General features: G+C 34.4%; 23 protein-coding genes. All 23 read right to left on the reverse strand.

What is annotated here, in order from left to right; genetic code table 11:
* Positions 1-4: 4 nt before the first annotated feature.
* The 23 genes from ACFQ18_RS09250 to topA all read right to left on the reverse strand — a co-directional run bounded on the left by ACFQ18_RS09250 (position 5) and on the right by topA (position 20,552).
* Complete coding sequence (locus ACFQ18_RS09250) at positions 5-367, reverse strand: response regulator (protein ID WP_047186057.1); 363 nt, start codon at positions 365-367, stop codon at positions 5-7.
* Between the two features lie 179 nt (positions 368-546).
* The gene (gene fliY, locus ACFQ18_RS09255) at positions 547-1,701 is read right to left on the reverse strand and encodes a flagellar motor switch phosphatase FliY (RefSeq protein ID WP_047186134.1); all 1,155 of its coding nucleotides are present in this window, start codon (positions 1,699-1,701) and stop codon (positions 547-549) included.
* Positions 1,702-1,721: 20 nt separating this feature from the next.
* The gene (fliM, locus tag ACFQ18_RS09260; protein ID WP_047186056.1) at positions 1,722-2,705 is read right to left on the reverse strand and encodes a flagellar motor switch protein FliM; all 984 of its coding nucleotides are present in this window, start codon (positions 2,703-2,705) and stop codon (positions 1,722-1,724) included.
* A gap of 25 nt (positions 2,706-2,730) precedes the next feature.
* Positions 2,731-3,150, reverse strand: a complete 420-nt coding sequence (gene fliL / locus ACFQ18_RS09265) for a flagellar basal body-associated protein FliL (RefSeq protein ID WP_047186055.1) — start codon at positions 3,148-3,150, stop codon at positions 2,731-2,733.
* Positions 3,143-3,379 (reverse strand): flagellar FlbD family protein, encoded by a 237-nt coding sequence (locus tag ACFQ18_RS09270; protein WP_370447399.1) that lies wholly within the window; start codon positions 3,377-3,379, stop codon positions 3,143-3,145. Before ACFQ18_RS09270 ends, fliL begins: the two co-directional genes overlap by 8 nt.
* Before the next feature lie 28 nt (positions 3,380-3,407).
* On the reverse strand, positions 3,408-4,199 hold the full coding sequence (flgG, locus tag ACFQ18_RS09275) for a flagellar basal body rod protein FlgG (RefSeq protein WP_047186054.1): 792 nt from the start codon (positions 4,197-4,199) through the stop codon (positions 3,408-3,410).
* Between the two features lie 72 nt (positions 4,200-4,271).
* Entirely contained in the window at positions 4,272-4,646 is a 375-nt protein-coding gene (locus ACFQ18_RS09280; protein WP_047186132.1) for a TIGR02530 family flagellar biosynthesis protein, read from the reverse strand.
* 40 nt (positions 4,647-4,686) lie between these two features.
* The gene (gene flgD, locus ACFQ18_RS09285; RefSeq protein ID WP_047186053.1) at positions 4,687-5,118 is read right to left on the reverse strand and encodes a flagellar hook assembly protein FlgD; all 432 of its coding nucleotides are present in this window, start codon (positions 5,116-5,118) and stop codon (positions 4,687-4,689) included.
* Positions 5,119-5,130: 12 nt separating this feature from the next.
* Positions 5,131-6,537, reverse strand: coding sequence for a flagellar hook-length control protein FliK (locus ACFQ18_RS09290; RefSeq protein WP_047186052.1), 1,407 nt, complete (start codon positions 6,535-6,537; stop codon positions 5,131-5,133).
* 29 nt (positions 6,538-6,566) lie between these two features.
* On the reverse strand, positions 6,567-7,166 hold the full coding sequence (locus ACFQ18_RS09295) for a MotE family protein (protein WP_047186051.1): 600 nt from the start codon (positions 7,164-7,166) through the stop codon (positions 6,567-6,569).
* A gap of 4 nt (positions 7,167-7,170) precedes the next feature.
* Entirely contained in the window at positions 7,171-7,617 is a 447-nt protein-coding gene (gene fliJ, locus ACFQ18_RS09300) for a flagellar export protein FliJ (RefSeq protein ID WP_047186050.1), read from the reverse strand.
* A gap of 4 nt (positions 7,618-7,621) precedes the next feature.
* The gene (gene fliI, locus ACFQ18_RS09305) at positions 7,622-8,932 is read right to left on the reverse strand and encodes a flagellar protein export ATPase FliI (protein WP_047186049.1); all 1,311 of its coding nucleotides are present in this window, start codon (positions 8,930-8,932) and stop codon (positions 7,622-7,624) included.
* Positions 8,925-9,695, reverse strand: a complete 771-nt coding sequence (gene fliH, locus ACFQ18_RS09310) for a flagellar assembly protein FliH (protein WP_047186048.1) — start codon at positions 9,693-9,695, stop codon at positions 8,925-8,927. The genes fliI and fliH overlap by 8 nt, the downstream gene beginning before the upstream one ends.
* Complete coding sequence (fliG, locus tag ACFQ18_RS09315; protein ID WP_047186047.1) at positions 9,688-10,704, reverse strand: flagellar motor switch protein FliG; 1,017 nt, start codon at positions 10,702-10,704, stop codon at positions 9,688-9,690. The genes fliH and fliG overlap by 8 nt, the downstream gene beginning before the upstream one ends.
* A gap of 10 nt (positions 10,705-10,714) precedes the next feature.
* Complete coding sequence (gene fliF / locus ACFQ18_RS09320; RefSeq protein WP_047186046.1) at positions 10,715-12,313, reverse strand: flagellar basal-body MS-ring/collar protein FliF; 1,599 nt, start codon at positions 12,311-12,313, stop codon at positions 10,715-10,717.
* Positions 12,314-12,518: 205 nt separating this feature from the next.
* On the reverse strand, positions 12,519-12,818 hold the full coding sequence (fliE, locus tag ACFQ18_RS09325) for a flagellar hook-basal body complex protein FliE (RefSeq protein ID WP_047186045.1): 300 nt from the start codon (positions 12,816-12,818) through the stop codon (positions 12,519-12,521).
* Positions 12,819-12,837: 19 nt separating this feature from the next.
* Positions 12,838-13,290, reverse strand: coding sequence for a flagellar basal body rod protein FlgC (gene flgC / locus ACFQ18_RS09330; RefSeq protein ID WP_047186044.1), 453 nt, complete (start codon positions 13,288-13,290; stop codon positions 12,838-12,840).
* Between the two features lie 2 nt (positions 13,291-13,292).
* Positions 13,293-13,688 carry a flagellar basal body rod protein FlgB gene (flgB, locus tag ACFQ18_RS09335; RefSeq protein ID WP_047186043.1) on the reverse strand — a complete coding sequence of 132 codons (396 nt, stop codon included), beginning with the start codon at positions 13,686-13,688 and terminating at the stop codon, positions 13,293-13,295.
* Positions 13,689-14,433: 745 nt separating this feature from the next.
* Entirely contained in the window at positions 14,434-15,213 is a 780-nt protein-coding gene (gene codY / locus ACFQ18_RS09340; RefSeq protein WP_060667973.1) for a GTP-sensing pleiotropic transcriptional regulator CodY, read from the reverse strand.
* A gap of 29 nt (positions 15,214-15,242) precedes the next feature.
* Entirely contained in the window at positions 15,243-16,634 is a 1,392-nt protein-coding gene (hslU, locus tag ACFQ18_RS09345) for an HslU--HslV peptidase ATPase subunit (protein WP_204798248.1), read from the reverse strand.
* Positions 16,635-16,652: 18 nt separating this feature from the next.
* On the reverse strand, positions 16,653-17,198 hold the full coding sequence (gene hslV / locus ACFQ18_RS09350; protein WP_047186040.1) for an ATP-dependent protease subunit HslV: 546 nt from the start codon (positions 17,196-17,198) through the stop codon (positions 16,653-16,655).
* Between the two features lie 14 nt (positions 17,199-17,212).
* Positions 17,213-18,127, reverse strand: coding sequence for a tyrosine recombinase XerC (xerC, locus tag ACFQ18_RS09355; RefSeq protein WP_145542843.1), 915 nt, complete (start codon positions 18,125-18,127; stop codon positions 17,213-17,215).
* Positions 18,128-18,476: 349 nt separating this feature from the next.
* A complete protein-coding gene (gene topA / locus ACFQ18_RS09360) occupies positions 18,477-20,552 on the reverse strand; it encodes a type I DNA topoisomerase (protein WP_047186038.1) in 2,076 nt (691 codons plus the stop codon).
* Positions 20,553-20,657 lie beyond the last annotated feature (105 nt).

Here is a 20,657-nt window from a genome sequence, read left to right on the forward strand (position 1 = left end):
TCTTTTAACCTATCACTTTTTGAATTGCTTCCATTACACGATCTGCCTGAAACGGTTTTACAATAAAGTCTTTGGCACCAGCCTGAATTGCATCAATAACCATTGCCTGTTGCCCCATTGCGGAACACATAATAACTTTTGCTTCTGGATTAACTTCTTTAATTTGTTTTAGAGCAGTAATACCGTCCATTTCCGGCATTGTAATATCCATTGTAACTAGATCTGGAGATAATTCTTTATATTTTTCTACAGCCTGTGCTCCATCTTGAGCTTCTCCCACTACTTCAAAACCATTTTTCGTTAAGATATCTTTAATCATCATACGCATAAACGCTGCATCGTCAACGATCAGTACTTTTTTACTCATTATTTTTTCCTCCTAATTATTATCTTAAAAGATGTCTAGCTCCTGCGCCCAGCGACTAGCGAGACTTCCTTCACCTCCGTACGATAAGTCAACATCGACTCACTTCGTTCGTCGTGTTTCCTTTATCTCCTACGGCTCAGTCCAGCCCGTACGTCGCTAAACGGGCGCTTCCGCTTTTCCTATTTTAATTTCATTAATCGATCCGTTTTGCTTACAATATCTGTAACTCTTACACCAAAATTCTCGTCTATTACAACAACTTCCCCTGTCGCAATTAGCTTATTATTAACAAGTATATCTACTGGTTCTCCAGCCAATTTATCTAGTTCAATGATGGATCCTTTACTAAATTCAATTATATCCCTTATGGCACGCTTTGTTCTTCCCAGTTCAACTGTTACATTTAACGGAATATCCATAAGCATATCCAAGTTTCGATGTTCATTTTGATTCAAATCAACTTTTTCAAGTTCTGAAAAAGAAGCTCCTTGAACTTGAGATTGTTCAGGTACCATACTATTTCCTATAAATTGCGGATTATGTTGTTGTACCGATTGATTCGAAGCTGGTTCTGAATAATGATTCTGATTGGGTTGTTCCTTATGAACTAATTCATTATGATCTAATTCATTATTTTCAAGTACAGGTAAGTCAGCACTTTCCGGTTCAGCTTCATTAGAATCATTTAATAGCTGCGATACGGTTTGTTTTGCAAAACTAATAGGCATTAACTGCATCATATTAGAATCAATTAAATCCCCAATCTTTAATGTAAATGAAATCTTCACATAGGATTCTTCTTGAAAAATATCTTTCTGATCCACTGTATCATCTATTACAGACGGTGGTGATATGTCTACCTTCGTATTAAATATGGTCGACATACTAGTAGCTGCAGTACCCATCATTTGATTCATCGCTTCTTGTACCGCACTTAAATGGATTTCATTCAATTCAGTTTCTGGATTTAAACCATCCCCACCTAGCATTACATCAGCAATAATAGCTGCATCAAGTGCTTTAATAATGAATACATTTTTTCCTGTTAATCCTTCTATATAGTTCACCTGAACACTAACAGGTTCAAACGTTATAGAATTGGCTAAATCCGTTTTATTTATAATGGAAACCTCAGGTACAGTAATTTCTACTTTCTGATTTAGGAGTGTAGATAAAGTAGTAGCAGAACTTCCAAATGAAATATTTCCTATTTCTCCTAACGTGTCAATCTCAATATTTGATAGTTTTTCTTCTGTTTTATTTTCAAGAGAATCTTGTGCTTCATCTTGTGAACCAATGTTTAAAAGCGCGTCAATTTCCTCTTGTGTTAACATTCCATCATCATTGGGCACCCTTATTCACCCCTTATCATTTCATCTAATATTTGCACAGACATTTTGTTCTTATGTTTTCCAGGTTGAACATAATATTTAGGTTGGTTATTTATAATTAAAGTTAAAGGATCATCAATAGCTGTATTCAACGCTATGACATCTCCCTTCTTTAATTTTAAAAACTCATCAATTGTAATATTTGCATTTCCTAAAATGGAAGTAATTAATACCTCCGCTTCCTGTACTTGTTTTGACAATAAATGGTACGCCTCATCGTCTCTCGTATTTTGATGAGATTGCATCCAATAATGTTCCGATAATTTCGGAATGATTGGTTCTAAAATAACATGAGGAATACAAATATTAATAACACCACTTGATTCCCCAACAGTAGTTGTTAAGGAAACAACCACCACCGTTTCATTTGGTGCAACCATTTGAATAAACTGGGGGTTCTCTTCAAAATCTTCCAGTACTGGATCGATTTCTGCAATGGAATTCCAAGCTTCAGCAAGACAGTATACCCCTTTTTCAAATAATTGGGTAAGTAGTAGTTTTTCTATTTCAGTAAAACTACTATTTTTATTCGAAGCCGTTCCTTTTCCACCTAAAATTCGTTCGATTAACGCATATGCTATGTTAGGATTTATTTCAACAATTAATTTACCATCAAGTGGTGCTACACTGTAAATATTCAAAACTGTCAATCTTGGTATCGACCTAACAAATTCCTCATATGGTACCTGATCAACGGATGTAACAGAGATATTTACATACGTTCTCAACTGAGTTGTGAAAAAAGTGGTCAGTAATCTAGCGTAATTTTCATGGATTCGTGAAATACTTCGGATTTGATCTTTTGAAAAGCGTAATGCCCTTTTAAAATCATAGGCCCTTACTTTCTTTTCCTTCTCTTCTTTTTTTAATTGTTCTGCATCCATTTCACCTGATGTTATGGCTGAAAGTAGTGCATCAATTTCATTTTGCGATAGAATTTCTTCCATAATGACACTCACCTCCAAAGTGGAGTTATTGCAAGATCTTGTTTATTGTGTATACGTCAATAACTTCTCCTTCAGTCATTACTTCATTTAATTTAGTTTTTAGTTGTAATTCTATATCTGTCAAATTAGATTTAAAGTCTTTCTCTGTTTTTGTTGCGAGCTCCTTGATTAATATATTTTTTAATTGAAAGTCGCGTTTTTCTATTTCTTCTTTGGCGTCTTTATTGTTTGTTACGATTTGAAATTGCACTCTTACAAAACTACCATCTGATAAATCTGTTGTAATCTCAGGTGTTTGATAGGAATATTCAACCATTTTATCGATACCCAACTCTTCAGATTGATCATTAGCATCTGTTACATTTATTACGACAACAAAACCTGCAATCACAACTATCAATAATATAGCTAAAGATGTTAGCATCGTTTTCACTAATTTACTCATTTCTATCACCTGTTTTCGCGGGAAATTGAAATCCTATCGTCTGGTAAAAAGAAGTTACCTTTTGGACAATATCGGTTTTATTATTTTTTACAACTAATTTTTTACCATTAATTAGTGTAATGGTCGTACTGTCAGGTAACGATTCTACTTGTTCAATTAGCATGGCATTCAGATTAAATGAATCCCCATTTAAACGTATTAATTCAATCATATACGGTGGTAGAGACATAGTTTAATAGTCTCTACCTACCTCCTTATTATCGTTTTAAGTTAACAAGTTCTTGTAAAATTTCATCTGATGTTGTAATAATTCTAGTATTTGCTTGGAAAGCACGTTGAGCCGTAATCATTTCTGTAAATTCTTCAGCGAGATCAACGTTGGACATTTCTAATGAACCACTTATGATAGATGCGGTTCCTTCTGTTTCAGGTGTCGCTATACCATTAAACCCAGCATTTGGTGTATTTAGATAAAGATTGCTCCCAGCTTTTTCTAACCCTGCCGGATTGGAAAAATTCGCAATTCCTATCGTGTCAGCAGTCTCTGTTCCACCTTGTGCATTGATAAAATTAACTACCCCATTTTTTTGAATACTAAAGCTTTGTGCATCATTTGGTATTTGAATATTATTCCCGTCCACACTTTGTAAATAATTTCCATTCGCATCAACAATAAATCCCTCGTCATCCAAATAAAAATTTCCTGCACGTGTGTAGTAAGTAGTACCATTGCCTTCAACTACAAACATTCCATCCCCTTCCAAGGCAAGGTCTAATGGATTGCTCGTAATTTGACGGAACCCCTGAGTTTGGATATTATCAATTGATCCTAGTTGCCCACCTAATCCAACTTGCGATGCATTAATACCACCCTTTGCACCAGTTGGGCCCTCGGCTCCTTTTGTTGTTTGACTTAACATATCTTGAAACGCCACTCTTCCTTTTTTAAATCCAACAGTGTTTACATTGGCGATATTGTTACCTATCACATCTAATTTAGTTTGAAAGTTTTTCGTCCCTGAAATTCCAGCATACATTGAACGTAACATTTTTTATTTTCCCCTTTCAAAATTAGCTGTATCTGTCATTCAACAGCTATTGGCCCCCCATATGGGTCCAGCCTATCCATTTATTAAAATCGTTCCATTAATATTAGTAAATATTTTATGATTTGCTTCTTCTCTGTTCATTGCGGTAACTACCGTATTATTCTTTGTACTAACTAGTAAAGCAGCTTGGTTCGTTACCACCAATGAATCGGTTATTCCTTTTTTTCTTGCTTCTGCCACTTTCGTTTCTATCAATTGCCACTCTTTGTCTTCTATATTGATATTTCGCTCCGTTAATCGTTGACTGGCATGTTTACTAATTTTTAATTTTTGTTCATTCGCTAAAATATCCTTAAAAGAATGAATAGCATTATTTGATACTTTCTTTTCTCCTACTGGAAAATGTAGGGCATAATGTGATGGTACTTGATGAACTCGATGATCCAGTTTTATCACTTCCCCTATTACTTGTTTATCATCTGTTACATCAATTTAAACTAACTTTTGAAACTTTAGTTACTTCAACTTTTTCTTTATTATCTAACTCCAATATTGCAATACCATCACGTTGGCTCACTGCAATAACTTTTCCAGTTTCTTCGCGGGAAGTTTCAGAATCCTCTCCGCTAGAAAGGTAGGTTACATATTTGCCAATCAAGTGACTATATTGGGTAACCGGTGATTCGACCTGACTATTAACAAGTAACTCAATGGATTTAGACATATTCATCATTTGTTCCAATGAAGTCAGTGTAGCCATTTGTTGAACCATTTCATTTTCATTCATTGGAGCTGTTGGATCTTGATTTTGTAATTGTGTCATCAGTATTTTTAAAAAGCCATCTTTATCTATAGTAGGTTTTGGTTCCCTACTTGTATTTTGGTTAGATAGGTATAATGATGGGTCGATTTTATTCATTATTTAAGTCCCCTATACTTTGACATTCATTAAAAGGTCTTGAAAGGTTAACTCCTTGTCGTCTTCGGAAGTATGGTTTCTTTCTTGATTCGAGTGATTAGATTGTTGTTCACCGTTTCCTTCCCATTGATGATTGGAGCTAGATTCCCTTTGCATCATATTTCCTTGTGTATGTAACTCTTGTTTTTCTATCATTACCTGATGCGGAAGAAACATATTCCTTAACTGATTCATATTAGATTCAAGCATTTCCTTAGCAACTTGAGTAGAAACAACAATTTTAACAGTCATTTCTCCATTCATTTGCATCAGTCTTACTCTCAGTTCCCCTAAGTTTTCAGGGTTTAATCTAATAGATAGCTGATTCGTCCCATTTGGAGTAGCTAAAAATCGACTTGATTTCATAATGGATTCAAATTGTTTGAGTAACTGTTGATTTACAGTTGTTTTATCTTGATTATTGTTTAAATGAATCACATGCTGCTCTATTTTCGATAAGGGGGTACCAGTATGAATTTGATTCGTTGAAACCTGCTCTAGCAGATTATGTTTCTCAAACGATTTTACCAACCATTTTGTTACATCTTTACTCGTAACTTCCGAGTGATCATTGTACTTCTGTTTCATTGATTCCCTTTTAGAAAATGAATCGATTAAATCTTTCCAAATGATTTGTTCTTCATTGTCGACGTTACTTTGTTGAAGAATAGTATTTAAGTTTTCGCCTGATTTATCCAGTTTCAAATAGTCCTTTAAAAGTTCTAACACTTTAGGTGAAATTTTTGGTAAATCATCTGGATTTTTAATTTGTTTTATTAAACTATCAAAATCCAAAATAATATCTTTCAAAGTACCTTTGTTTTCTACTAGTGTTTCTTTATTCATACCATTGGTTATCAGTGGGCTACTTTCAGTTTGCATGATAAAGGCACCATCTGTAGTTAAATGTGTATAGTCACTTTGGAAACCATTATTTGTCTCTTGCGTTTGTTCTTCTAGTTTATTAATGAATTGAAGTACATCTCTTATCAATACATGATCAACTGTTTCAGGTTTTTCCAAAATTTGATCTATCAACATAGCAAGCTGGTTATGTATGATTTGATTTTGTTCTTCTATTTCGTTCATGTTCTGTAAAAAATCCATTAGCTCTTCTTGATTCACTGGTTGTTTTTCATTCTCCTGCGAAACTTCCTCTTGATTATCCCGCTCATAAGAAGATTGTTCGTCTGTTAACACGTTATCTTCTTGTTCTAACTTTAATCCATTAACATTTGTATTATCCAAATCACCTATATCGGGACCTTGATTGTTTAGAATTTGTTCAAAAGAAGGATTTTCCGTAACGGTAAACTTCCCCTGATTCATCGGTTCCATAACTTTATCCAACAAAGGAATAGAAGTGCCAACGGTATTCATTACTTCACCTCCTTTCAATAGGGAAATTATTAATTTTCCATTAAATTCTTAGTAACTTCTGCAGCTTTTTTAGGGTCCATCTCTTGTAATATCTCGCCACGAGAATCATTAGACATTGCATTTAAAATGGATACAACACTAGATCGATCACTCATGTTTTCCAATATTTCAGCCGCTTTTTCCGGTGCCATTTTCTCATATGATTTTGCCACTGTTTTTACTTTTTTATTGGAGTCTTCCTCTTCCAATTCCTTTGTTTCTTGGATATTTTTAGTATCCGAATCATTCTTTTCTAATCGAGTAATTTCTCTTTCTAACTCTTGGATTTGTGCTTCCTGATCATCCATACTTTGATTTAGATCTTCAATTTTTTTATCTTTTTCTTCAATTACTTTTTGTAAATGCATTTCTGTGGATTGTTGTGGTTCCTCATCATCTTTACTTATCATATTAGAAACAATGGGGACATTATTGCCTTTTTCTTTTAACCAGTCAAATGTATTAAATCCAGCTATATTTAGAATAACTAGTACTATAGAAATAACTACGGCAACTGGTATAACTACTGCAAATAAGAACCAAAGAAATGGATTTATCTTTCTATTTTTATCTTTTTCTTTTTTCGCCATGAACTCACCTATTTTTACTGTTCATAAATTGATTTAATGAAATTTCATCCATAAACGCATTTTCTACTTTTTTAAGATAATGACGTTCCTCGTTTGTTCGACGTTCTATTAACTTTTCAAACTTTTTCACTTCAATATGAGCGTCTGTTAATTCAGCTTGTTTTAATTCCATTTCGTTTCTTGCTTTATTGACCTTTTGTTGAAAGGCAAGAATGTCATCTTTTATAGAATCGATATAAAAGGAAATCTGTTTAATCTGGTGCAAAGGTACACTAGCGTTTATGTAATCTTCATACATTTTTTCAGCATTCTCTTTTTTCTTCAATAAACGATATAAATCCATAGCTACGGATTCAAATTTTTCCGTTGACTGGGTATAATCTTTCTGAACCATTTTCTTTTCATTTTCTCTAAGTTGTAAAATTTTAGTGAGAACCATTGTATTAGCCATTTATTCATCCTCCGTTTAACAAGCTATCCATAGAATGAATGGTTTCTTCTAAAGAAATGACTTCTTCGACATCTTGTTTTAAAAATGCTTGAATTTTTGGATATAAAGATATTGCACGATCGATATCTTTATTTGTGCCCGGTTTATATGCACCAATGTTGATTAATTCTACATTATCTTCATAACTTGATATGAAAGTTCTTAATAGATTTGCATTTCTTTGGTGTTCTTTCGTAGTAACTTGATTCATCACCCGGCTAACAGATTTCAAAACGTTTATTGCTGGGTATTGACCACGTTCAGCAATTTTTCTATCCATTACAAAGTGGCCATCTAAAATACCTCTCACCGTGTCAGCGATTGGTTCATTCATGTCATCTCCATCAACTAGTACCGTATAAAAGGCGGTAATCGTGCCCGAAGCGTTTGTCCCAGTCCGTTCTAAGAGTTTTGGTAGAATGGAAAAAACAGAAGGTGTATATCCTTTCGTCGTTGGAGGTTCACCGACTGCAAGCCCAATTTCTCTTTGGGCCATCGCTACACGTGTTACAGAATCCATCATTAAATTAACTTGGTAACCAAGATCCCTAAAATATTCACTAATTGCTGTAGCAGTATAAGCCCCCTTGATCCTCATTAACGCAGGTTGATCAGAAGTGGCTACTACAACAATAGATCGTTTTAATCCTTCTGGGCCTAAATCCTTCTCAATAAATTCCCTAACTTCTCTCCCACGCTCCCCAATTAGAGCAATGACATTAATATCTGCCTTACTATTTCTAGCTATCATACCTAGTAATGTACTTTTCCCAACTCCACTTCCTGCAAATATACCGATTCTTTGTCCTTTACCTACTGTCAGTAAAGAATCTATCACTTTAACTCCTACCTGTATTGGTTCAGAAATAGGAGGGCGAAGCATGGGATTAGGAGGGGTCTGATCGGTTGATATACTAGTTAACCCTTTGGGAAGCGGAGTTTGATCTAAAGGATATCCTAATGGGTCAACAACGGAACCAATTAAATCACTTCCTGCTTTAACTGTTAATGACTTTCCAGTTGATTCTACTAAACAACCAGGGCCAATTTCATTTACTTCGGAATAAGGCATTAAAATAATCTTCTCATTATTAAACCCCACTACCTCTGAAAGTATAGGAGCTTTCCCCTTCATCACATGGATATGACAAACATCACCAATATTAGCATGCGGTCCCTGTGATTCTATCATTAGCCCAACGACACGTAACACCTTTCCATAAAATTTATATGGAACGGCCTGATCAATTGCTGAGTAAAGTTGAGCCTCATTCATGACCATTCTCCTGTACAACATCTTGTAATATTTGCTTTATTTGACTTAATTGCGTATCAATACTTGCATCGATTTGACCAAAGGGATGCTCAACAATACATGCATTTACATCCAATTCCTCTTTAACATAAATAGATAGTTTCAAATTGTTTTCTAAAAGCTGAGTTAATTCCTGCTTATGGTCTAAAACAAATGAATATTTATTTGGATGCAAATAAATAGAAATATCCGATTGGTCCTGCAATTCTTTTATTGCGATTTTGATAATATCAAAAAATGCATTTGAGTCTTCTTCTATCTTTTGATTTAAAATTTTTTCCGCAACATAAATAGCTAAATTTAGAATAGATTCGTCACTTTTCGCAACTATTGCATGATATTCCTCGTTTGCACGTTGGATAACAGAATTTGTCTGGTCGATTAAATCCCGGTATTCTCGTAAAGCCTGTTCTTCACCTGCGGAATAGCCGCTCTTATATCCTTCTTCTTTTGCTTTTTCAATCCACTCATTTTTCTCTTGTTGCCAATTGTTTTTTTCGGTTTCAATTTCTTTTTTTGTCGTTTCTATTTGTTTAGCTTGTTGAGTCTTTAACAAATTTAGTTGCTCCATGGCTGAACGAATTTCATTTTGAATGTTATCCAGCTCATCTTGTTTTGAGAGCCCACTATTCACGTGTTCTTCCGTCTTGAAAAATTCATGTGATTTGATTTTAATTACCCGTTTTTGTGCTGGCGAATGATTCATTTTCTGTGAATCAAACAATGATATCATCTCCTCCACCACGTGCAATAACAATTTCGCCAATATCCTCTAGTTTTCTAATAGTAGAGACAATTCTAGTTTGTGCTTCTTCTACATCAAGTAATCGAACAGGACCCATGTATTCCATTTCCTCTTTAAATGTTTCCACCATACGTTGGGACATATTAGAAAAGATTAGATTTTTCACTTCTTCACTAGAAACTTTCAATGCCAATCTTAAATCCTCATCATCTACTTCACGAATCACACGTTGGATTGCGCGGTTATCAAGTATAACAATGTCTTCAAAAATGAACATCCGTTTCTTAATTTCATCAACAAGTTCTGGTTCTTGTGTCTCCAAAGCATCGAGAATTGTTTTTTCAGTACTTCTGTCTACTTCATTCAACACATCTACAACAGCTTGAATTCCACCAGTTTGTGTATAATCCTCTGTAATAGTACTGGATAAATTTCTCTCTAGGACTTGTTCAACTTGGTTAATTATCTCAGGTGAGGTAGAATCCATCGTTGCAATTCGTTTCGCCACATCAGCCTGCATCTCCTGTGGTAATGCGGATAGTATTTGACCCGCTTGTTCCGAATCTAAATAGGAAAGAACCAATGCTATAGTCTGCGGATGTTCACCCTGGATATAGTTTAAAAGTTGTTGTGGGTCAGCCTTCCTTGCAAAATCAAAAGGTCTGACCTGTAACGATGATGTTAGCCTATTAATGATGTTTGAAGCTTCCTGTTTACCAAATGCTTTTTCCAGTACAGTTTTTGCATAGCCAATCCCACCTTGCGAAATATAATCCTGAGCAACAACTATTTGGTGAAATTGTTCGATTATGTCCTCTTTAACATTCGGATCTACTTTTTTTACAGAAGAAATTTCCAAACTTAACCTTTCAATTTCTTCGTCTGTTAAGTATTTATAAACCTGAGCAGACACATCAGGACCGAGTGCGATTAAAAGAATTGCAGCTTTCTGTTTTCCTGTTAATACAACGTCTTTTGATCTAACCATAATCTCCCTCCTAATCTTCACCGATCCAACTTCTCAACAATTTAGCAAACTCTTCAGGGTTTTCTTTTGCAACTTTTTCTAATTGTTTCCTTCTAACGACTGAATCTGATTCCACTTCATGTTCCAAATCTGGTATTTCATTTATACTTTGAGAGATAACTGTATCTTCTACTTCTTCTTCAAATTCATCTTTCGTTTTTCTATTTTTAAATAACATAAAAACTAGGATTAAAATAATAATCAGTAATATAGCTCCAGCGATATACATCCATATAGGAATGGTTGGTTTCACAGCATCTTCAGTTGTTGACCCATCGGTAAATTCCTGAAATACTATTGAAACTTTCTCATCTGGATCAATTTCCCCGTATTCTTCATCAATAGATGTCGATACAATGGAATCTAATATGGATGAAATCCCATCCTGAACAGCATTCTGTTCTTGTTGGGATAAATATTCAGGCTTACCTGTGACGTTTTTCACACTGTCTACCGCAACTTGAACACCTAAATCTCTTACTTTGTATGGACTTTCTACAATCTCTTTGCGAATACGATTAAACTCATAATTAATTGTTTCCTTGTCCATCTCGTAGTCGCCATTTCCATCTTCTTCATTTGCTTGATAATTGGTTACATCTTCATCCCCGGTTCCGGCAACACCACCTTGTGCACCATCACCTGAATAAGATTCTTTAATGGTCTCCATACTAACAGGAAGGCCTTCCATATCATCAATGTTTACTGGCTCTACTAATTCCTCAGTTCTATTTTCTTGAGTAAAATCTATATTGGCGGTCACCGAAACTATTACATTTTCCATCCCAACCATATTACCGAGCATTTGTTGTAGACGTTTTTGTATATCACGTTCAACATCATGTTTCACTTTCTGCTGATATGTATGTGCATCTTGTGCTAGATATTGACTTTGTGATTCTTGATCATAATACTCAAAATACTGATTCATAATAACGATGTTTTCCTGTGGTAAATTAGGAACAGCCTGTGAAACGAGATTATATAGTGCATTTATTTGGTTTCCTTGAAATTGATAACCTGGTTTTGTATTTAAAACTATAGATGCACTAGCTTCACCAACTGTATCACTTGCAAAAATAGGTTCTTTCGGAATATTAATCATAACCTTAGCGTCATTAATTCCTTCAATACTTTTCATTAAATTAGCAAGTTCCGTTTGCATTGCATCAAGTTTCATAATATCAAACTCATTATCCGTAATACCCCAAGAAGATTTTTCACTGAAAAAGGAATAATCTATATTCCCACTATTAGGTATCCCTTGCCCGGCTAAATCAACTAGTAATGAATCACCTTGTTCTTCTGGAACCGAAATGGTGGTCCCACCATTTGACAATTCATATGGAATACTTCTTGAATCCAATTCTGTTTTAATTTGATCCACTTCTTGTAATGACAAATCACTATATAATGTTACGTACTTTGTCTTAGAAGTTAGCAACACCGTTCCAACAATAATAATAATCAGCAATAGTATCGAACTAATAAAGATTATCTTTTGTTTTTTAGAACGGTTTGTCCAAAAAGAAACAGTTGAATCCTTCCATTTTAATAACTTCTCTTTCATTCATAATATCCCCTAACTAAAGCGCAAAAAAAATTAACTAGTAGTGCGTGTTCAAAAAGGAGGATGAAAAGGACCAAGGTCGGCTAAAGTCGTAACGCTCTGGGACTCCGACTACTCGTCTCACCGTAAAAATTTGTTGCAACGCTGCCCCTACATAGTGGCATGTTATTCTCACCGGACTTTTTGAACATCCTCTAGAAATAAATTAGACTTGCATTCTCATAATCTCGTTATAAGCATCTATCACTTTTTTTTGAATTTGCACTGTAGTTTCTAAAGTGATACTCGCCTTTTGTGCTGTGATCATCACATCATGTAGGTCATCGATATTTCCACTTGCGAGAGCTTCCGTTTTCTTGTCTGATTCAATTTGAATTTTGTTCAAACTATCGACTGCACCTTTTAATACATTTGCAAAGTTTTGTTTTGATTCTACAGATGAACCTACTTTTTTTGTTGGTATTGAATTTACATTCATACCAATTGAATCAATTCCCGGATTCATACCATAATCTCCTTATTTCTTATTTTCCGATTTCTAAAGCTTTCATTAACATGCTTTTACTAGAATTAACGGCTGTTATATTTGCTTCATAAGATCTTGTTGCACTCATTAAATCGACCATTTCTTGAAGTGGATCAACATTTGGCAACCGTACATAACCATTTTCGTCCGCATCAGGATGATTTGGATTAAACTCTAATTTAAACGGTTTTTCATCTTCAACTATTTCCGAAACTTTCACACCTAAGGAAGAATTGTTATTTCTTGATGCTTTCTCAAGGTATTGTTTAAAACTTCGATTATCCGATTCAAGTACGACCATTTTTCTTCTATAAGGATCATATTCCCCATTTTCATTTACTTTTGCACGAGTTGTTTGCGCATTAGCGATATTAGATGAAACAACATCCATCCGTAATCTTTGTGCCGTTAATGCACTTGCACTCGTATTCAGAGCATCAAAAATCGACATAATTAATTTCCACCTCTTATTACAGTTCTAAGACTATTAAACTTCCCATTCATACGGTCAACTAAACTATTATAATAGATTTGATTTTTGGCTAAGTCACTCATCTGTTTATCAATATCCACATTATTACCATTGTGATTATAAATAGTGTTATTTTTTGTTATGACACGATATGTAGAATTACTTTCCGAATGAAACGAAAGGTGTTTATCATTTGTCTTTTTAGCTTCTAAATTTGATTGAATGGCATCGTCTAATATATTTTTAAATACTACATCTTTTGCTTTATAGTTAGGCGTATCGACATTTGCAATATTATTTGAAATGACTCGATTTTTGGTTGATGCATAATCAAGTGAATTTTCTAACGTACGAATAGTACTTCCAAATAAATCCACCGGTATCCCCCCTATTACTTATTAATATATTTTACAAATATGTTACTAAAAGATTACACTAGAACATTTTAATTTATTCAGAGATCAAAGTCACTACATTTCGACATTTTTTGCTCCAAAGTGAAAAAATTTATTTGTATTAATTACCATTAGTTGGGAGTTTAATCACAAAATAGATAACGGACTTCCATCGGTAGGGGCTTTCCTTCATCCCTCACCTACCTTATTTGTTTCGCCGGAAGCTTGAGGTGGGTCTTACAGCCCGTTTAGATGTGATAAACTTTTAAAACACCTGATGTAAAGTAATAATTTTTCACTAATACTTATTACCTATATCATTTTAACTTATTTAATTAAAAAACGATACATAAAATGTCGAAAATTGCATGAACAGAAATGTGACTTTTATGTGAATAATAATAACAACAATAACAACACAGAGATTTTAAATTGGGGTATCATTTTAAATTCCTTGGAGATTATAAACAGAAGGGTATTGGAAAATTTCAAAAACAAAGGCGCAAGCGCCCGTTTAGCGACGTACGGACTGGACTGAGCCGTAGGAGATAAAGGAAACACGACGAACGGAGTGAGTCGATGTTGACTTATCGTACGGAGGTGAAGGAAGTCTCGCTAGTCGCTGGGCGCTGGAGCCGGACGTGGCTATTTCTGTATCTAAGTTATCCATAGCCATACAAATTTTCTAATTTCCTGACGAAAAAAAGCCAGGTTGGAAACCTAGCTTTTATCTTGAACGTAATTTATCGAGCTCAACTAAGAATTTATCATTTAATACTTTAATATAAGTACCTTTCATTCCTAATGAACGTGACTCAATGACACCAGCACTTTCTAATTTTCTTAGCGCATTAACTATTACTGATCTAGTAATACCTACTCTGTCAGCAATTTTACTTGCAACTAAAAGTCCTTCCATACCATTTAATTCTTCAAAAATATGATCAATTGCTTCTAACTCACTATAGGATAATGAGCTAATAGCCATTTGTACAACAGCTTTACTCCTTGCTTCCATTTCAATTTCTTCAGTCTTTTCATGAAGAATTTCCATACCTACAACTGTTGCTCCATATTCAGCTAGCAATAAATCATCATCGTTAAAGCTCTCATCTACTCTACCTAGAATTAATGTGCCTAAACGATCTCCACCACCAATGATAGGAACGATTGTTGTCAAAGCATCTTTAAATAATTCCTTATTTTCTTCAGGGAATACAGAAAATTGACTATTCACATCTAAGTTTGCTGTTGTTTCATGAATACTGAAAAGTCCTTGAGTGTATTCTTCAGGAAATCTTCTTTCTTCTAACATATTTTTCATTCGGTCATTAGACATTTCTTGGTTTACTGCATATCCAAGTAATTTACCACGTCTACTTAGGATATAAACATTCCCACCAATTACATCTCTTAAAGATGCGGACATGTCATTAAAATTAACAGATTTTCCAGTTGCTTTTTGTAACATTGCATTGATTTTTCTTGCTCGATCTAATAGTTTCATGTTGTAAATCCTCCATTTCATTCTTTAAACTATAATATAAATTGACTAAGATCTCTATTTTCAGCTATTGATTTAAGTTTTTCATCAACATAGCTAGGTGTAATCTTAATTTCTTCCATCGTTATATCTGGTGCTTCAAAAGATAAATCTTCTAGTAATTTTTCCAAGATTGTATGAAGTCTTCTTGCTCCAATATTATCGGTTTCTTGGTTTACTTGAAATGCAATTTCTGCCAGTCTAATAATAGCATCGTCAGTAAATATTACATTTATACCTTCCGTTTTCAATAAAGATTGATATTGCTTGATTAATGCATTGGATGGTTCGGTAAGGATACGTCTAAAATCTTCAACAGACAATTTCTCTAATTCTACTCTTATCGGAAATCTTCCTTGTAACTCTGGTATTAAATCGGATGGCTTTGCCATATGAAAAGCACCTGCAGCTATAAAAAGAATATGATCAGTCTTTACCGCGCCATGCTTTGTGATGACAGTAGACCCTTCGACAATTGGTAGAATGTCGCGTTGAACCCCTTCTCTTGAAACATTTGCTGAACTATTGTCCTTACCAACAACTTTATCAATTTCATCGATAAAAACAATTCCGGACTGCTCTGCTAGTTCAATTGCCTCTTGTGCTGCTTCTTCCATATCAACCAATTTTTGTGCTTCTTGATTAGTTAATACTTTTCTTGCTTCAGACACAGGGAGTTTTCGTTTCTTTTTCCTGGTAGGCATAAATTGCCCAAACATATCTTGCATGTTCATTCCCATATGCTCCATCCCCGAACCTTGAAGCATATCAAACATGGAAGGCGGCATTTCATCGATTTCCACCGTTACTATATGATCCTCTAATTCACCGAGCGCTAGTTTCTGTTCTATTTGTGTTCTTTTATGATTGAACTCTTCATCTTTCTCGCTATTATCACTTTCTTCTTCCGATGATTGTGTTGAAAAAAACACTTCAAGAGGATTTTTTATTGTATTTTGTTTTTTAGCTTGTGGTAAAAGTAATTTAACAAGTTTGCGATTAGCCTCTCTTTCGGCTTGATCTTTAACTTCATTCATTTTTTCTTCTTTTACCATTCTAATAGACATTTCTACTAAATCCCGAATCATAGATTCAACATCTCTTCCAACATACCCAACCTCGGTGAATTTAGTCGCTTCTACTTTAACAAAAGGTGCACCGACAAGTTTAGCAAGTCTTCTTGCAATTTCTGTTTTACCAACCCCGGTAGGACCCATCATCAAAATATTTTTTGGCACAATCTCATCTTTTATCGAATCTTCTAATTGCATTCGTCTAAAACGATTCCTTAAGGCGACTGCTACAGATTTCTTAGCATTTTTTTGTCCTACAATATACTTATCTAATTGGTCCACTATTTCTCTAGGAGTATAACGGATACTCATACTTTAGATGGCCCCCTTCTATTCAAGTACTTCTAAAGTGATTTGATCATTCGTAAATACACAGATTTCTCCAGCAATTTCAAGTGCTGCTTGAGCAATTTCTCTTGCTGTTAACCCTTCAGAATACTTAATTAAAGCTCTTCCAGCACTAAGGGCATAATTACCACCTGAACCAATTGCAAGAATCCCGTCATCTGGTTCAATAACTTCACCAGTACCAGATACTAAATACATTTGGTCCTTATTCATGACAATAAGCATTGCTTCCAATTTTCTTAATACCTTGTCGCTACGCCACTCCTTAGCTAGTTCTACCGCAGCACGTGTTAAATTTCCATTATATGTTTGTAATTTCTCTTCAAACTTTTCAAATAACGTAAAGGCATCAGCTACAGAACCTGCAAATCCTGCTAAGACTTGCCCATTAAATAATCTTCTTACCTTTTTAGCTTTATGTTTCATCACAACCGCATTACCTAATGTCACTTGGCCATCTCCACTCATGGCGCATTGACCATTATGCTTAATTGCAAAAATTGTTGTTGCGTGCATTTCAATAGTCACTCATCTCACCTCTTTTAATCTTTTGCTCGCGGATGACTTTTCATATAAACATCTCGCAAGTAATCTTTTGTGACATGAGTATATATCTGTGTAGACGATAAACTCTCATGTCCTAAAAGTTCCTGAACAATTCGTAAATCTGCACCTTCATTCAACATATGTGTTGCGAATGTGTGTCTGAGTTTATGAGGATGAACATGAACTGTCAATGCAGCATCATCGACCATTTTATTTAATATAACTCTTATTCCTCTTGCAGTTAAAGGAGTTCCTTTTGCATTTAAAAATAGAGCATCAAATTCATTTTTCGACTTTTCTTGCAAAATCTTCCTACCTTCGTTCAAGTATGTTTCAAGGGCAATTTCTGCAAATCTTCCAAATGGAACGTAACGTTCTTTATTTCCCTTTCCTCTAATAAAGATGGTTCCAATAGAAAAATCAATGTCTTTCAATGAAATCCCTTGACACTCACTTACACGGATACCTGTTCCGTATAATATTTCGATTAATGCCTGGTTGCGTTGGCCCAGCGGTGTTGTTAAATCACTTACCTCAAATAATTTTTCCATTTCTTCCTTATATAAAAAGGTAGGAACAGCTTTCTTATCTTTTGGTAATGTAATGAGTGAAAATGGATTACCCGTGTTTAACCCTTCTCTTTCTAGGAATTTAAAAAAACTTCTTAATGAAGAAATTTTCCTAGAAACTGATTTCCTACTTAGTTGTTCTTCATAAAGTTGGGTAAGAAATAGTCGAATGACAGTTGAGTCGACCTGTTCCAATTCATGTATGGATTCTCTTTTTAAAAAGGCAAAAAAAATTTCAATGTCTTTTTGGTAAAACATAATAGTGTAGGGGGAAACATTCTTCTCAATTTGTAAATATTCCATAAAAGCTTTGGAGTATTTCACAAAATTCTGTTCCGGCATTCCATTCACCCCATTTGGCTTTAAAAGCATATCATAAGTACTTTTTGATTGCAACCAATTTAACTGAATTGAAGTAAAATTCTGAATGGTTTAACACAAATTGATTATAACACAATTATTTGATTTGTCATGCAATTTGTTTATTTATGCAATCAACAATTGATAATTATAGCATTCTTTTTCACATAGTCAATAAAATACAATTCAATCTTTTTAGAAAGATGAGGAAAATGAAAATTATGTGAATTAATATCCTTTATAGCCAAAAACGTAAAAAATTATTCCTTTTTTAGGAATTTAATTTATTACAATGTTAAAGGCCATTCACTTGTAGTGAACAGCCTGAATACTAACTCTGAACTTCTTCTTTATAATCACAATTTGTACATTGTACTTGTGTTTCCTTTTTATTTTTCTTTTCCACTAATAGTGATTCACATTTTGGACACGGTCTCTGTATTGGTTTATCCCAAGATACAAAATCACATTCAGGAAAACGATCGCACCCATAAAAAGTTCTTCGTTTTTTAGATTTTCGTTCTACTATATTTCCTTCCTCGCATTTCGGACACTTAACACCAATTTCTTTCAATATTGGTTTTGTATTCCTACAATCCGGGAAATTCGAACATGCTAAGAATTTTCCATATCTCCCCATCTTATATACCATTGGGTGACCACATTCTTCGCAATCTATTCCAGCTGGTTCATCTTTTATCTCTATTTTTTCCATTTCTTTTTCGGCTTTTTCTAATCTCTTACTAAAATCTTTATAAAATTCATCAATAGTAGAAACCCAGTTACGTTTTCCTTCCTCGATGGAATCTAGGTCACCTTCCATTTTTACTGTAAAATCAACATCGATTATTTCGGGAAAAAATTCTTCCATTAATTCATTAACGATTGTACCAAGTTCTGTCGGGATAAATCGTTTATTATCTAACGTAACATATCCACGACGTTGTATGGTATCTAGTGTTGGTGCATATGTGGAAGGTCTACCAATACCGAGCTCTTCCATTGTTCTCACCAATCTCGCCTCTGTATAACGTGGAGGGGGCTGAGTAAAGTGCTGATTTGGTATGATTTCCTTCGAATCCACAACCATGCCTTCCGATAAATCTGGTAGAAATTTCTCTTCTACTTTTTTATTATCGTCTGTTCCTTCAACATATACTTTCATAAAACCTTTAAATTTAACTTTTGAACCTGTTGCACGGAACTCTATTTTATTATTGAATAAATGAACCGTCATTGTATCCATGATAGCAGGAGCCATTTGACTTGCTAAAAAGCGTTCCCAAATCAACTTATATAATCTGTATTGATCTCTTGATAGTATTTCTTTTAATGATTTTGGATCTCTATTTACTGAAGTCGGACGAATAGCTTCATGGGCATCTTGTGCACCTTCATTATTTTTTTTAGGTTTATTTCCTCCATGATATTCCTTCCCAAACTTCTCTATTATATAATCATAGGCTTCCGACTTTGCAGTATCCGAAATTCTAGTAGAATCAGTACGCATATACGTAATTAAACCAGTGATTCCTCCAGATTTCTTACCTAAATCTATCCCTTCATATAATTGTTGGGCTATCATCATTGTTTTCTTTGCCCTGAAATTCAACTTTCTCGCTGCTTCCTGTTGTAGGGATGAAGTAATAAAAGGTTGAGCTGGATTGCGCTTTCTCTCTCGTTTTGTAACCTTTTCAATTGTAAATTTCTTATCTAATTTGTTTATAATTTCTTTTACATCGGCTTCCGTTTTTAATTCCTGTTTCTTACCATTTTCACCATAAAATTGGCCTTCAAACACTGTCTCATTTTTTAAAAATTCAGCCTCAATCGACCAATATTCTTCAGGCTCGAATGTTTCAATTTCTTTCTCACGATCTACGATTAGTTTCATTGCTACTGATTGTACACGGCCTGCGCTTAACCCTTTCTTTACTTTTTTCCAAAGTATTGGGCTGATATTATAACCAACTAATCGGTCTAAAATACGTCGAGCCTGTTGCGCATTGACTAGATCAATATCAATCGAACGTGGATGTTTGAATGATTCTTTAATAGCATCTTTTGTAATTTCATTAAATACGACTCGACAATCTGAGTTTTCATCTACATTTAAGATATGTGCTAAATGCCAAGCAATTGCTTCTCCCTCTCTATCCGGGTCGGCTGCTAAATATATTTTTTTAGCCTTTTTTGCTGACTTTCGTAAATCTTTTAACACATCACCTTTACCACGTATTGTAATATATTTTGGTTTAAAATTTTCTTCTACGTCTACACCCATTTGACTTTTTGGCAAATCGCGGACATGGCCCATAGAAGCTTTAACTTCATATTTTTTTCCTAAATAGCGTTCAATTGTTTTCGCTTTTGCAGGTGACTCTACAATAACAAGATAATCTTTCATCTATGATCCTCCTAAGATGAGGTTGGCAATATCTTTGAATTTTTCTCTTTATGGAGCCTTATAGAAGTATGTGAAATATACTTTTACTTAGTAATCTTATTTTAT

Source organism: Oceanobacillus caeni (assembly GCF_042678465.1).
GTDB lineage: Bacteria > Bacillota > Bacilli > Bacillales > Amphibacillaceae > Oceanobacillus > Oceanobacillus caeni.

What these genes read in the sequence shown, in the direction of transcription:
- ACFQ18_RS09250 (WP_047186057.1), bottom strand. Translation starts at nt 367, where the DNA reads ATGAGTAAAAAAGTACTGATCGTTGACGATGCAGCGTTTATGCGTATG.
- fliY (WP_047186134.1), bottom strand. Translation starts at nt 1,701, where the DNA reads ATGTTAACACAAGAGGAAATTGACGCGCTTTTAAACATTGGTTCACAA.
- fliM (WP_047186056.1), bottom strand. Translation starts at nt 2,705, where the DNA reads ATGGAAGAAATTCTATCGCAAAATGAAATTGATGCACTACTTTCAGCC.
- fliL (WP_047186055.1), bottom strand. Translation starts at nt 3,150, where the DNA reads ATGAGTAAATTAGTGAAAACGATGCTAACATCTTTAGCTATATTATTG.
- ACFQ18_RS09270 (WP_370447399.1), bottom strand. Translation starts at nt 3,379, where the DNA reads ATGTCTCTACCACCGTATATGATTGAATTAATACGTTTAAATGGGGAT.
- flgG (WP_047186054.1), bottom strand. Translation starts at nt 4,199, where the DNA reads ATGTTACGTTCAATGTATGCTGGAATTTCAGGGACGAAAAACTTTCAA.
- flgD (WP_047186053.1), bottom strand. Translation starts at nt 5,118, where the DNA reads ATGAATAAAATCGACCCATCATTATACCTATCTAACCAAAATACAAGT.
- ACFQ18_RS09290 (WP_047186052.1), bottom strand. Translation starts at nt 6,537, where the DNA reads ATGAATACCGTTGGCACTTCTATTCCTTTGTTGGATAAAGTTATGGAA.
- ACFQ18_RS09295 (WP_047186051.1), bottom strand. Translation starts at nt 7,166, where the DNA reads ATGGCGAAAAAAGAAAAAGATAAAAATAGAAAGATAAATCCATTTCTT.
- fliJ (WP_047186050.1), bottom strand. Translation starts at nt 7,617, where the DNA reads ATGGCTAATACAATGGTTCTCACTAAAATTTTACAACTTAGAGAAAAT.
- fliI (WP_047186049.1), bottom strand. Translation starts at nt 8,932, where the DNA reads ATGAATGAGGCTCAACTTTACTCAGCAATTGATCAGGCCGTTCCATAT.
- fliG (WP_047186047.1), bottom strand. Translation starts at nt 10,704, where the DNA reads ATGGTTAGATCAAAAGACGTTGTATTAACAGGAAAACAGAAAGCTGCA.
- fliF (WP_047186046.1), bottom strand. Translation starts at nt 12,313, where the DNA reads ATGAAAGAGAAGTTATTAAAATGGAAGGATTCAACTGTTTCTTTTTGG.
- fliE (WP_047186045.1), bottom strand. Translation starts at nt 12,818, where the DNA reads ATGAATCCGGGAATTGATTCAATTGGTATGAATGTAAATTCAATACCA.
- flgC (WP_047186044.1), bottom strand. Translation starts at nt 13,290, where the DNA reads ATGTCGATTTTTGATGCTCTGAATACGAGTGCAAGTGCATTAACGGCA.
- codY (WP_060667973.1), bottom strand. Translation starts at nt 15,213, where the DNA reads ATGAAACTATTAGATCGAGCAAGAAAAATCAATGCAATGTTACAAAAA.
- hslU (WP_204798248.1), bottom strand. Translation starts at nt 16,634, where the DNA reads ATGAGTATCCGTTATACTCCTAGAGAAATAGTGGACCAATTAGATAAG.
- xerC (WP_145542843.1), bottom strand. Translation starts at nt 18,127, where the DNA reads ATGCCGGAACAGAATTTTGTGAAATACTCCAAAGCTTTTATGGAATAT.
- topA (WP_047186038.1), bottom strand. Translation starts at nt 20,552, where the DNA reads ATGAAAGATTATCTTGTTATTGTAGAGTCACCTGCAAAAGCGAAAACA.